Origin of the sequence: Psychrobacillus glaciei (assembly GCF_008973485.1) — a bacterium.
In the GTDB taxonomy this organism is placed as follows: domain Bacteria; phylum Bacillota; class Bacilli; order Bacillales_A; family Planococcaceae; genus Psychrobacillus; species Psychrobacillus glaciei.
Map to the genome: position 1 here is coordinate 40,344 of NZ_CP031223.1, position 12,561 is coordinate 52,904.

The 12,561-nt window shown below is 35.8% G+C and carries 14 protein-coding genes; 13 read left to right on the forward strand and 1 reads right to left on the reverse strand.

Annotation, left to right across the window (positions count from 1 at the left end):
* The first annotated feature begins 82 nt into the window (after nucleotides 1-82).
* From PB01_RS00180 to rsmI, 6 genes are all read left to right on the forward strand, one after another.
* Nucleotides 83-1,090, forward strand: coding sequence for a DNA polymerase III subunit delta' C-terminal domain-containing protein (locus PB01_RS00180; protein ID WP_151698325.1), 1,008 nt, complete (start codon nucleotides 83-85; stop codon nucleotides 1,088-1,090).
* On the forward strand, nucleotides 1,083-1,913 hold the full coding sequence (locus PB01_RS00185; protein WP_151698326.1) for a PSP1 domain-containing protein: 831 nt from the start codon (nucleotides 1,083-1,085) through the stop codon (nucleotides 1,911-1,913). Before PB01_RS00180 ends, PB01_RS00185 begins: the two co-directional genes overlap by 8 nt.
* A 12-nt stretch (nucleotides 1,914-1,925) precedes the next feature.
* Entirely contained in the window at nucleotides 1,926-2,285 is a 360-nt protein-coding gene (gene yabA, locus PB01_RS00190) for a DNA replication initiation control protein YabA (protein ID WP_225986119.1), read from the forward strand.
* 63 nt (nucleotides 2,286-2,348) lie between these two features.
* Nucleotides 2,349-3,095 carry a tRNA1(Val) (adenine(37)-N6)-methyltransferase gene (locus tag PB01_RS00195; RefSeq protein ID WP_151698328.1) on the forward strand — a complete coding sequence of 249 codons (747 nt, stop codon included), beginning with the start codon at nucleotides 2,349-2,351 and terminating at the stop codon, nucleotides 3,093-3,095.
* Nucleotides 3,082-3,375 carry a GIY-YIG nuclease family protein gene (locus PB01_RS00200; RefSeq protein ID WP_151698329.1) on the forward strand — a complete coding sequence of 98 codons (294 nt, stop codon included), beginning with the start codon at nucleotides 3,082-3,084 and terminating at the stop codon, nucleotides 3,373-3,375. Before PB01_RS00195 ends, PB01_RS00200 begins: the two co-directional genes overlap by 14 nt.
* The gene (gene rsmI / locus PB01_RS00205; protein WP_151698330.1) at nucleotides 3,347-4,225 is read left to right on the forward strand and encodes a 16S rRNA (cytidine(1402)-2'-O)-methyltransferase; all 879 of its coding nucleotides are present in this window, start codon (nucleotides 3,347-3,349) and stop codon (nucleotides 4,223-4,225) included. Before PB01_RS00200 ends, rsmI begins: the two co-directional genes overlap by 29 nt.
* 67 nt (nucleotides 4,226-4,292) lie before the next feature.
* Here the strand turns inward: rsmI and PB01_RS00210 are convergent, their stop codons facing one another.
* Nucleotides 4,293-4,568: a transition state genes transcriptional regulator AbrB gene (locus PB01_RS00210; protein WP_142540905.1), complete on the reverse strand. Its 276-nt coding sequence runs from the start codon at nucleotides 4,566-4,568 to the stop codon at nucleotides 4,293-4,295.
* Nucleotides 4,569-4,913: 345 nt separating this feature from the next.
* On the opposite strand from PB01_RS00210, the gene metG reads away from it, so the two are divergent.
* The 7 genes from metG to PB01_RS00245 all read left to right on the forward strand — a co-directional run bounded on the left by metG (nucleotide 4,914) and on the right by PB01_RS00245 (nucleotide 12,519).
* Nucleotides 4,914-6,866, forward strand: a complete 1,953-nt coding sequence (metG, locus tag PB01_RS00215) for a methionine--tRNA ligase (protein ID WP_151698331.1) — start codon at nucleotides 4,914-4,916, stop codon at nucleotides 6,864-6,866.
* Nucleotides 6,867-7,554: 688 nt separating this feature from the next.
* Nucleotides 7,555-8,325 (forward strand): TatD family hydrolase, encoded by a 771-nt coding sequence (locus tag PB01_RS00220; RefSeq protein ID WP_151698332.1) that lies wholly within the window; start codon nucleotides 7,555-7,557, stop codon nucleotides 8,323-8,325.
* 131 nt (nucleotides 8,326-8,456) lie between these two features.
* Complete coding sequence (locus PB01_RS00225) at nucleotides 8,457-9,668, forward strand: resuscitation-promoting factor (RefSeq protein ID WP_151698333.1); 1,212 nt, start codon at nucleotides 8,457-8,459, stop codon at nucleotides 9,666-9,668.
* Between the two features lie 684 nt (nucleotides 9,669-10,352).
* A complete protein-coding gene (gene rnmV, locus PB01_RS00230; protein ID WP_151701905.1) occupies nucleotides 10,353-10,913 on the forward strand; it encodes a ribonuclease M5 in 561 nt (186 codons plus the stop codon).
* 3 nt (nucleotides 10,914-10,916) lie between these two features.
* Nucleotides 10,917-11,795 (forward strand): 16S rRNA (adenine(1518)-N(6)/adenine(1519)-N(6))-dimethyltransferase RsmA, encoded by an 879-nt coding sequence (gene rsmA / locus PB01_RS00235; RefSeq protein WP_151698334.1) that lies wholly within the window; start codon nucleotides 10,917-10,919, stop codon nucleotides 11,793-11,795.
* Between the two features lie 154 nt (nucleotides 11,796-11,949).
* Nucleotides 11,950-12,213 carry a biofilm formation stimulator Veg gene (gene veg, locus PB01_RS00240; RefSeq protein ID WP_053591096.1) on the forward strand — a complete coding sequence of 88 codons (264 nt, stop codon included), beginning with the start codon at nucleotides 11,950-11,952 and terminating at the stop codon, nucleotides 12,211-12,213.
* 132 nt (nucleotides 12,214-12,345) lie between these two features.
* Nucleotides 12,346-12,519, forward strand: a complete 174-nt coding sequence (locus tag PB01_RS00245) for a small, acid-soluble spore protein, alpha/beta type (protein WP_151698335.1) — start codon at nucleotides 12,346-12,348, stop codon at nucleotides 12,517-12,519.
* Nucleotides 12,520-12,561: the final 42 nt, after the last annotated feature.

Genomic DNA, 12,561 nt, shown 5'->3' on the forward strand with positions numbered 1-12,561 from the left:
TAAGCGAGGCACGGGAATTTTTCAAAATTATTATTCTGTAGTAAATACGTTTAGGAGAACTTGATAAGAGAAGGTGACTAACATGGAAGATTGGTCTATTGAAGGGATAGAAAAAGTACAACCTGTTGCGATTAAACAAATACAATCCATTGTATTGAAAAAACGAGTGGGACATGCATATGTAATTGATGGTGCTAAAGGGACAGGAAAAACGAAGGTCATGCAATTTTTTGTTCAACTAATTTTTTGCGAAAATCCGACAAAAAATGTTCCATGTGAAACATGTCGATCGTGCAAAAGATTAAAATCAACTAATCATTTGAACTTCACAGAAATAGAGCCAGATGGTCAATTTATTAAAAGAGGTCAAATCGATGAACTAATACAAGAAATGAGTAAGACAGCTATCGAAACAGGGCGTAAAATATATGTGATTCACCATGCAGACCAGTTAAATGCTAGTGCTGCAAATGCATTGCTTAAATTTTTGGAGGAGCCACAAAGTGAAATAACTGCAATTCTTTTAACAGATAAAGTTCATGCACTCATTCCAACCATACGCTCCAGATGTCTGCTGCTTAGCTTAGCTGCTATGCCTCATTCTATTTTAAAACAGAAATTAATAGAAGGAGGAATTACCGATTCAATGGCTTCTACGGTATGTAAAATGACGAATCAAGTCGAAGAAGCTAAACTTTTAGCGAAAGACGAGCTTTTTGGACTTGCAAGGAAATCAGTGTTAAAATTGGTTGAAGCAAGTGGTAAAAGTATTCAAGATGCGCTAATGTGTATTCAAGCGGATTTTGGCCCACTTTTAAAAGAGAAAGAACAAGCAGAACAAGCATTAGATTTACTACTATTCGCCTATCGTGATATAGTAGCAATAAAAGCTAGTCCCATCGCAGTTTGTACTTATCCAGACATGATCCATTATTGGAAGCAGGTTGCTTTACATACAACGTATGAGCAACTATCTAAACAATTAGAAATGATATTACATGCAAAACAAAATTTGCATAAAAACATGAACCGAACACTGATGATGGAGCAATTAATGTTAAATCTGCAGGAGGGATTTACTTTTGTATAATGTTGTAGGAGTCCGCTTCAAAAAAGCGGGTAAAATATATTATTTTGATCCAGTGGATTTTATTTTAGAAAAAGATGACTATGTCATCGTAGAAACTGCTAGAGGTGTAGAGTACGGAAAAGTTGTTGTACCAATTAAGCAGGTAGGTGAGCATGATGTAGTGCTTCCATTAAAGCAAGTAGTTAGGCCATCAACAGAGAAAGATCGAATTCAAGTGGATGAAAATCGATTAGAATCTGCTCAAGCTTTAGCTTTAGGAACAGAAAAGATTTTAGAAAGAGAACTAGAAATGAAGCTGGTAGATGTTGAATATACATTTGACAGAAACAAGATAATTTTTTACTTTACTGCTGAAGGTCGCGTAGATTTTCGTGATTTAGTAAAAGATTTAGCTTCTGTATTTAGAACTCGAATAGAGCTTAGACAAATAGGGGTTCGTGACGAAGCAAAAATGTTAGGCGGCATTGGTCCATGTGGTCGTATGCTCTGCTGTTCAACCTTTTTAGGTGATTTTGAGCCCGTATCTATTAAAATGGCAAAAGATCAAAACTTGTCATTAAATCCTTCTAAAATTTCTGGGTTATGTGGTCGATTGATGTGTTGTTTGAAATATGAAAATGATGAATATGAAATGGCACGAGAACAAATGCCGGATATTGGAGACCGAGTAGAAACTCCAGATGGTTTAGGCAAAGTTGTCAGTATGAATATTTTAGAAAGAGTACTACGTATAGAGTTGAATGATCCACACCGAGTGTTAGATTATACGTTAGAAGAAATTATAAACCATACGGAAAATCCGGTACAATGGTCAGGGCAATGAGGTGAATGTGTGATGGACCGAAATTTTTTTGATACAATTACAGAATTTGAAAAACAATTAGAGTCCACGCAGCTGCAATTTCGCGCTTTAAAAGAATTTGTAGCGATAATGGTAGAGGAACGTCAAGCGCTGCAACAAGAGAACAATCATTTAAGACAAAGACTTGATGAAATGCACGAAAAAGAATTACTGCTAGAAAAAGCGCAAGAAGAAAAAGTGCAGTTAAGCAAAACAGATATTGGAGAAGGCTATGATAATCTTGCACGACTATATCAGGAAGGCTATCATGTATGTCATGTTCACTTCGGAAGTTCTAGGAAAGAAGAAGATTGTCTATTTTGCTTGTCATTTTTGAGTAAACAAAACATATAATCAATTGACTGATGCCACTCCAAAAGTGGGTGTCAGTCTTTTGTTTTGCTGGGGGAATCAATTATGGAACAATGGTTAAGGGATGATGAACGCCTTGATTACTTATTGGCAGAAGAATTGAGAATTATTCAAAGTCCTTCTGTTTTTTCATTTTCATTAGATGCAGTGCTTCTTTCAAGATTTACTTATGTCCCAATCAGTAGAGGGAAAATTGTGGATCTATGCACTGGTAATGGAGCCATACCATTATTTTTGAGCGCAAGAACAAAAGGAGAAATTATTGGAATCGAATTGCAGGAACGACTAGCGGATATGGCTAAAAGGAGTGTGCAATACAATAAGTTAGATTCACAAGTCATGATTAAACAAGGCGATGTCAAGGGAATTGCTGCGCAAATTGGATTTGAAAAATACGATGTAGTGACATGTAATCCACCTTATTTCCCTGCACATGAAGCAAGTGATAAAAATCTAAAGGAACATTTAGCAATAGCTAGACATGAAATCCATCTCACTTTGGAGGAGGCAGTTCGTTCAGCTAGCGAGTTGTTAAAACAAGGTGGGAAAGCTGCTTTTGTTCATCGTCCAGGAAGACTGCTCGATATAGTAACCGCAATGAGAGCTAATCGGTTAGAGCCTAAGCGGATTCGATTTGTTTATCCAAAGGAAGGTAACGAAGCGAATACTTTATTAATAGAAGGAATAAAGGATGGCAAGCCAGATTTGAAAATTCTACCTCCTCTATATGTCTATGGAGAAAGTGGAGAGTATACAGAAGAAGTGAAAGAGCTGCTATATGGGAAAGAATGAAAAAAAGCATACTTTTTATGTGTTAAAATGTGGCGATGGGTCTTACTACGCTGGATATACGAATGATTTAGAAAAAAGAATTAACGTACATAATGAAGGTAAAGGAGCAAAATATACGAGAGCAAAACTCCCGGTTTTTTGCATATACCATGAAGTGTATGAAACTAAACAAGAAGCTATGAAAGCAGAATATGCATTTAAACAACTAACAAGACCACAAAAAATTCATTATATGGGAGGGCAAATAAAAGATGAAATCTCAAAAGTCGACCGAACATGAAAAGACTAGCTGCTTATACTTAGTTGCGACACCCATTGGTAATTTAGAAGATATGACAATGCGAGCAATTAGGATTCTAAAAGAAGTAGATATGATTGCTGCCGAAGATACGCGAAATACGAAAAAGCTTTGTAATTACTTCGAAATTTCAACATCGCTCATGAGTTATCACGATCATAATCAACAAGTAGGCGGAGAGAAGATATTAGATTTATTGAGACAAGGAAAACGTATTGCATTAGTAAGTGACGCTGGTTTACCTTGTATCTCAGATCCGGGAGCAGACATTGCTGCAAAAGCGCTTAGTGAGGGGTTTGCAGTTGTTCCAATTCCTGGAGCAAATGCTGCGCTTAGTGCATTAATAGCATCCGGATTGACAACGCAACCATTTTTCTTTTACGGATTTCTAAGTAGAAATAAAAAAGAACGAAAAGAAGAGATAACAAAAATTCAAAAAAGACAAGAATCTATTATCTTATATGAGTCACCACATCGTTTAAAGGACTCATTAAAGGATATGCAAACGATGATGGATGGTAGTAGAAAGATTGTATTAGCAAGAGAGCTAACGAAAAAATTTGAAGAGTTTTTAAGAGGTACGATTGATGAAGCTGTGGCATGGGCAGAACAAGCGGAAATCCGTGGGGAGTTTTGTATTGTGTTAGAGGGAACAAGTGATGAACAAGTTGAAGAAACAGAATCTCATTGGTGGGAACAGTTAAGCGTTGAGGAGCATGTAAACCATATTATAGAAGAAAAGCAATGCACATCGAAAGAAGCTATTAAAGAAGTTGCTATTCAAAGGAGTTTATCCAAGAGAGAGATTTATCAAGAGTATCATGTAAAATAAATAAGAGGACATTATTATTCTATGAAAAAAATAACGTATTCCATAATAATGGAATACGTTATTTTTTTTATTTTAAATTGTTTTGAATTTCTTTAATAAGTAATTCTGCACCTTCAGGGCTTAGAATTAGTTTTCCACCAACTAGACGTAGGTTGTCATCAGATACTTCTCCTGTTACAGCACAAGTCATGTTTGGCATATATTTTTTTAGAATAATTTTGTCATCATCAACGTAGATTTCAAGAGCATCCTTTTCTGCAATACCTAGTGTGCGACGAAGTTCAATTGGAATAACTACGCGTCCTAACTCATCAACTTTACGAACAATACCTGTAGATTTCATAATAAATTTTTCTCCTCTCAAGAGTGCGTTTTTTTCGTCAAGATTCGACATAAATCTCTTTGATGTTATTTATCATACCAAGTAATACCATTTCCGTCAATAATTAAAGAGAAGATTAAAAGTTCTTTTTGATAAAAAAATATTAAAATATGCACTAATTTAATAAAAAAGTGATGTGTCTTTTATGATAATAGGAATAATTTTGATATATTAACTATTTTAATGAAAAGTTAACATTCCTAATTAATATTCGACAAATCTTGCGTTAATTAATTAATTGAAACAAGTTCAACGTTTCGATAGAATAAAGAATAAAGAAGATTCAACATTGGAGGAAGCTTTACATTGAAAGATCAACAGAGAACATTTTATATAACAACACCAATTTATTATCCGAGTGGGAAATTTCATATCGGTACTGCTTATACGACTGTAGCATCTGATGCAATGGCCCGTTACAAAAGATTAAGAGGTTTTGATGTGCGTTTTCTTACAGGGATGGACGAACATGGTCAAAAGATACAAGAGAAAGCACAGGAAGCTGGTATGGAGCCTCAAGTATATGTAAATGAGATTGCAGCAGCTGCAAAAAAAGTGTGGGCGCTAATGGATATATCATATGATGATTTTATTCAAACTACGGAGGAACGTCATAAAAAAGTCGTTGAAATTATTTTTCAAAAGTTTTTAAATAATGGAGATATTTATAAAGGTGAATATGAGGGATGGTATTGTACACCCTGTGAATCATTTTTCACAGAGACACAATTAGTAGACGGCAATTGTCCAGATTGCGGTCGTTCCGTTCATAAAGTAAAAGAAGAATCTTACTTTTTTAATATGAAGAAATACGCAGATCGATTATTAGCCTATTATGAAGATAATTTAGGGTTTATTGAACCAGAGTCTAGAAAAAATGAAATGATTAATAATTTTATTAAACCTGGTTTAGAGGATCTATCTGTATCGAGAACATCCTTTGACTGGGGAATTCACGTACCAGGTGATCCAAAGCATATCATTTATGTATGGGTGGATGCGTTAACGAATTATATTACATCGCTGGGGTATTTAACAGAGGATGATTCGCTATTCCAAAAATTTTGGCCAGCAGACGTACACGTTGTAGGAAAGGATATTGTTCGATTCCATACAATTTATTGGCCAATCTTCTTAATGGCTTTAGACTTACCACTTCCTAAAAAAGTATTTGCTCATGGATTTATTATGATGAAAGACGGTAAAATGTCGAAGTCAAAAGGGAATGTAGTATATCCAGAAATGTTGGTAGAACGCTACGGTTTAGATGCCACTCGCTACTTCCTGTTGCGAGAGCTTCCATTTGGACAAGATGGCGTATTTTCTCCTGAATCATTTGTAGAACGAACAAATTTCGATTTAGCAAATGACTTAGGCAACTTGTTAAACAGAACTGTTTCCATGATTAATAAATACTTTGATGGAAAAATTCCAGTTAATCAAAGCGAACCTACTGAATTTGATGCAGGGCTTCATCAATTTGCAAAAGAAGTAGTGGAAAAATATGAAGCAAATATGGAAAAAATGCAATTCAGCGTAGTATTAGGAGATTTATGGTCACTAGTGTCTCGTACAAATAAATATATTGATGAAACACAACCATGGGTACTTGCAAAAGATGAAACGTTGAAAGGTCAATTAGCAGCAGTAATGACGAATTTAGCAGAAAGTTTACGTCAAATTGCTATATTGACCCAACCATTTATGACGAATAGTCCAAAAGAAATCATTGGACAACTTGGTTTAACAGAAGCGTATTTGACATGGGATCTACTAGGGAAATTTAATGTGATTGAAGATGGAGTGCAAGTAATTACAACAGGGGTTCCAATTTTCCCAAGATTAGACGTAGAAGTAGAGGTAGCCTATATTCGAGAGCAAATGCGTGGTTCAGTACAAACTCCACAAGAAGAAGTGGAAGAAGAGCCTCAAGCGGAAGAAATTTCTATTGATGATTTCTTCAAGGTAGATTTACGTGTAGCGACAGTTATCGAATGCGAACCAATTCCAAAAGCAGACAAATTGTTAAAGCTACAACTGGATATGGGATATGAAAAACGTCAAGTTGTTTCAGGAATTGCCCAACACTATAAACCAGAAGATCTTGTCGGTAAAAAAGTTATTGTAGTAGCGAATTTGAAGCCGGTAAAACTTAGGGGAGAACTGTCCCAAGGGATGATTCTCGCAGGTGAAAAAGATGGTTATTTAACACTTGCAACAGTGGATGAAAAACTTGAAAATGGCGCCCAAGTAAAATAATTATTTAAGACCTGTCACGAGGTTTGTGGCAGGTCTTTTTAACAGTTTTCATGCTATGAACAGGTTGATTTCTGCGGGCGGTCCGCAAGCCTCCTCGCTTCGATGTGGGGCCTCACCTGGACAAGATTTCCCCGCAGGAGTCGCCACCTCCCGCTCCAAACAACAGTGCTAATAAGGAAAGAATATACTTCATCCAATTAATGAATTGGTGTATTTTCTTTTCTTCTTTTCTTATCAAGGTAAGCGGAAACTAAGAAAGAATGGGTAGTATTCATTGATAAAGAAGTGCTGAGCGGACGAAATTGCATCTTCGTCCGCTTTTAAAAGAATAGGACAGTATTTTATCTCTCATTATCCAAACGAATTGCATCCTGTCTTTGAATATTCCAAGAGGGCGACGGACAACATCTGCCATAAGATTAATGAAAAAAGTGTAACCAATGTTTCTTCCAAAATACTCAGGAATCAGTGACGACAAGACGCACTTAAAAGACGCTTGCATTTTTCTTTTAAGAAAAATATCTCAGTATATTATTTTTGACACAACAATTAAGGGAAATTCTTGAAACAAAGAGAATTAATATTGCCACCGTAAACTAAAAAGGTGACTTTATTAAAGTAATTGTAATAGTATTGTGAAGTAGATAAAGACATTCCACCAAATTAACCAAAGCGAGGAGAAAAAACTATGTATATAGACACACATGTTCATCTAAATGCAGATCAGTACGACGAGGATCTCCAAGAAGTGATTGATAGAGCGATAGCTGCAAATGTTCAGAAAATGGTTGTCGTTGGATTTGACCATAAAACAATAAAGAGAGCAATGAAACTCTCGGAAGATTATCCGTTTATTTATGCAGTAATTGGTTGGCACCCAGTGGATGCAATTGATTGCACAGAAGAAGATTTACAATGGATTGAAGAACTTACTGCGAATAAAAAAGTGGTTGGTATTGGGGAAACTGGACTTGATTATTACTGGGATAAGTCACCTAAAGATGTTCAACAAGTATTATTTCGTAAGCAAATACGTCTAGCGCAAAAAGTAAATTTACCGGTTATTATACATAATCGAGAGGCAACGGAAGACGTTTTACGTATTTTAAAAGAAGAAGAAGCGCATTTAACTGGTGGCATCATGCATTGCTTTGGTGGAAGCGTAGAAACGGCTCAGCAATGTATTGATATGAACTTTATGATCTCACTTGGCGGTCCAGTTACATTTAAAAATGCAAAAAAACCAAAAGAAGTAGCAACAGAAATTCCGTTAGAACATTTATTGATTGAAACAGATGCACCATATTTAGCTCCGCATCCTCATCGTGGAAAAAGAAATGAACCTTCACTTGTACCTCTTGTAGCCGAAGAAATTGCACGTTTAAAAGGTCTTTCTATTGAGGAAGTGGCGGCTGCAACTACAAAAAATGCAGAAGATTTTTTTGGACTTATTGATTAAAAAACCTAGAACTTTCTATACTGTTAACAGAGGAATTTTTTGGTTAGTTAGAACTATAAAAAAATCCGTAAGTGTTGACAAGCTGAAAAGTACTCTATATAATCACACGAGTGAACAAGGAGGTGTTTTTCATGTCAAATAATACCATGGAAAACCTGTTCTTTCATTCATTGAGGAGCAAGCAAACACTAGTAGTAGTTGGAACTATACTATTGTTTCTTGCAGTGGTTTCTTTCGTTTTATTCGAAGGAACAAAGAAAACTGTTGCTTTAACAGTTAATGGTGAACAACAAGAGATTTTAACGCATGCAAATACCGTTGGTGAACTATTAGAACAAAACAATATAGTAGTTGCCAACGAAGATTATTTAAAACCCTCAGTGAACACATCAATCAAAAATAACTTAGCGATTGAGTGGGAGCAGGCAAGACAAATAGAAATCACGGTAGATGGAAAAATTCAAACCATTACAACTACCGCCGATTTAGTTTCAGAAATACTCGCAAAGGCAAATGTTCAACTAGACGAACATGATGCAGTAACACCTGCTATGAATGCAGCGGTTGGACTTGATTGCAAAGTTGCTATTGAAAAAGCGTTTGATGTAACACTTTTAGATGGCAAGCAAGAGCAAAAGGTACGGTCCACTTCGACTACGGTCGCTGACTTTTTAAAACAACATAACATTCAAATGAATGAATTCGACCGAGTGGGACGGGAAATGGATGAATTAGTACTTCCGGATTCTGTAATACAAATAGTGCGAGTAGAAAAGGTCACCGATGTAGTTGAGGAAGAAACTAACTTTGCAGTAGAAACGAAAAAAGAAGATTCGCTATTAAAAGGGAAAGAAAAAGTGGTGCAAGCGGGAGAAAAAGGATCCGTTTCACGAAGTTATGAAGTTATAAAAGAAAATGGCGAAGAAGTATCTCGTAATGTAGTTAGTGAAAAGATTATAAAAGAGCCAATTAAAAAAGTTGTAGTAGTGGGTACGAAGATTGTTACTGCCAGTGTTTCTCGTGGAGAAAATTCGTCCTCTACACCATCAGGGGGAAGCGAGTTTTACGTAACAGCAACAGCTTATACAGCTTATTGTAACGGTTGTACTGGTGTTACTACATCTGGTTTAAACTTGAAATCCAATCCAGACTTAAAAGTAATTGCAGTAGATCCAAGTGTAATTCCACTTGGATCAAAAGTTTGGGTGGAAGGCTATGGTTATGCAGTAGCGGGCGATACCGGTGGCGCAATTAAAGGGAATAAAATTGATCTATTTATGCCATCTAAATCCAAAGCATATGACTTTGGACGCAAAAAGGTACGTATAAAAGTATTAAATTGACCTAATACACCTGGATACAAACCTTGCACTGGTTTATTAATTAAAAAGTGCCTTTTTAAAGAATAAAGAAGTATATAAGTTTTGATGTCTTGAACAGGTTGATTTTCGCTGCAGTCGCAGCCTTCCGCTCCAATCAATAGAGCGAATAAAAAAGACAATATGCTTAGGTGAAATAATGAACTAGTGTTTATAACGAGTATTTAGGCGAATATGCATACGGTAGGTGCTGATAATTGATACCTTTCAACTCACTAGGTCTTGATTTTTAATTGGTTTTCTTTTTATTTCCAACGTTTGAAGTACGCATAATTCAGAGAGTAAATGATTAGAGTTGGATAAACCTGAAAAAATAGATGGCATCTATTGATACAGTAGTGCTGAGCGGACGAAATTGTATATTCGTCCGCTTTAAAACGAGTAGAACAGTATCTTATCTCTCATTATCCAAACCAAAGGCATCATGTCTTTACATATTCCGAAAGGGCGACGGACAAACATCCGCCACAAGATTACCGAAAAAAGTGTAGTCAATGTTTCGTCCAAAGCACTTGGGAAATGGTAAAGACAAGATGCACTTCAAGTGTGTTTGCGTTTTTCTTATCTCAAAGCTTCCTTTCGTTGGTTGGGGAAGCTTTTTTGCGTTATGATAGAAAGCAGGAGAAAGAAAGAAAAGAGGAAATTTGCTTGCGAATAAAAGAAGTAATAGTCGTAGAAGGAAAAGATGATACAACCGCTATAAAACGATCCGTTGAAGCTGATACTATAGAAACGAATGGATCCGCCATTTCTAAAGAAACACTTATTAAAATCCAACATGCACAAGATAAAAGAGGGGTTATTGTTTTTACTGATCCAGATTATCCAGGGAGACGAATACGTGCAATTATTGAAGAGCATGTTCAGGGTGTGAAACATGCCTTTTTATCGAAAGAAAAAACGATTGCTAAAAACGGTAAAGGGCTTGGAATTGAGCATGCAAAAGATGAGGATATTCGACAGGCACTTGCGGGTGTTTACACTCCAAAGTCTGATGGGGATGCAGCACCAAATATTCCTTTAGAAGTTTTAATTGAAGGAAAACTCATTGGTCACCCAAACTCCAAAGAGCGAAGAATGATACTTGGAGAATTGTTGAAAATAGGTTATACAAATGGAAAGCAATTACAAAAAAGACTTTCCATTTTTCAAATTAGCAAACAGCAGCTAGAGGAAGCAATCATGCAGCTCGATATGGAGGATAAATAATTTATGCAAAAAGATATAGCAACACCAATCCGCACTCAGGAAATACTGAAGAAATACGGCTTCTCATTCAAAAAAAGCCTAGGACAAAACTTTTTAATTGATCCGAACATCTTACGTAATATTGTGTCACATGCAGATTTAACAAAGGATTCTGCAGCTATTGAAATTGGACCAGGAATTGGCGCGTTAACCGAGCACTTAGCAAGAGCGTCAGGAAAAGTAGTCGCGTTTGAAATTGATCAAAGATTGCTGCCGGTTTTAGAAGATACCCTATCCCCATATGAAAATGTAGAAATTATTCACTCGGATATTTTAGAAGTAGATGTAAAGCAAATTTTTCAGGATAAGCTAGCAGATTATAAAGATGTAATGGTCGTTGCAAATTTACCTTATTACGTAACAACGCCTATTTTATTAAAGTTGTTAATGGATCGTTTGCCTATTCGCGGAATGGTCGTTATGATGCAAAAAGAAGTGGCAGATCGAATTACAGCTTCACCCGGCACTAAAGCCTATGGGTCACTTTCCATCGCAATACAGTATTATATGAAGGCAGAAGTAGCGATGGTAGTACCAAAAGCTGTTTTCATGCCGCAGCCTAATGTGGATTCTGCGGTTATAAAACTCACTCGCCACCTGATTCCGCCAGTGAATGTAATAGATGAAGACTTTTTGTTTAAAGTTTCTAGAGGTTCGTTTGTTCAAAGAAGAAAAACAATTATTAATAATTTACAGTCCTCTTTACCAAATGGCAAGGAAAAGAAAGAGATAATTATACACTCTTTAGAAAAAGTAAATATTAACCCAACTAGAAGAGGCGAGACTTTGTCCATTGAAGAATTTGGACGTTTGGCAGATGAATTATATCCACATTTCCATTAACACTACTTGTTACAATATTAGTAATATTTATAAACAAAAGTAGTGTTTATAAGGAATAAATGTATTGACAACTATATGCTTTGATTGTTAAAATGTTTTGTTTGACAAAAAAATAAATGAATGGTATTATAGTATTCAGTGAGGTGTAAGCAGAATGCCAAAAACTTTAGCTGATATTAAAAAGTCATTAGATCATCATTTAGGCAAACGTTTGCAATTAAAAGCAAACGGAGGACGTAAAAAAACAATCGAGCGAGCTGGCGTATTGAGAGAGACTTATCATGCCGTTTTCGTTATCGACTTGGATCAAGATGAAAATTCTTTTGAACGTGTATCTTATAGTTATGCAGACATTTTGACAGAAGCAGTAGAAATCACTATTTTTGATGAAGCAAATAATTTAATAGTTGTGAAATGATTATTTAGAACTTTTATTTTTTCTATATTTCGAAACAAACTGCTTTTGCATTCCTTGAATGTAAAGGGAGTTTTTTTTTATTTATAGGACATACTATAAATGCTAGTTGTTTAAAAGGAGGATACACCACATATGGCTAAAAGAGGGATTATGTCTGATCAATTGAAAGAAGAGATTGCAAAAGATCTTGGATTTTATGATGTAGTCAAGACCGAGGGCTGGGGTGGGATAAAATCACGTGATGCTGGTAATATGGTAAAAAGAGCAATTGAAATGGCTGAACAACAAATGAAGTCACCAAAGTAAATTATTCGTATGGCCATTCTGGTTTTACACTGGCAAGCAAAC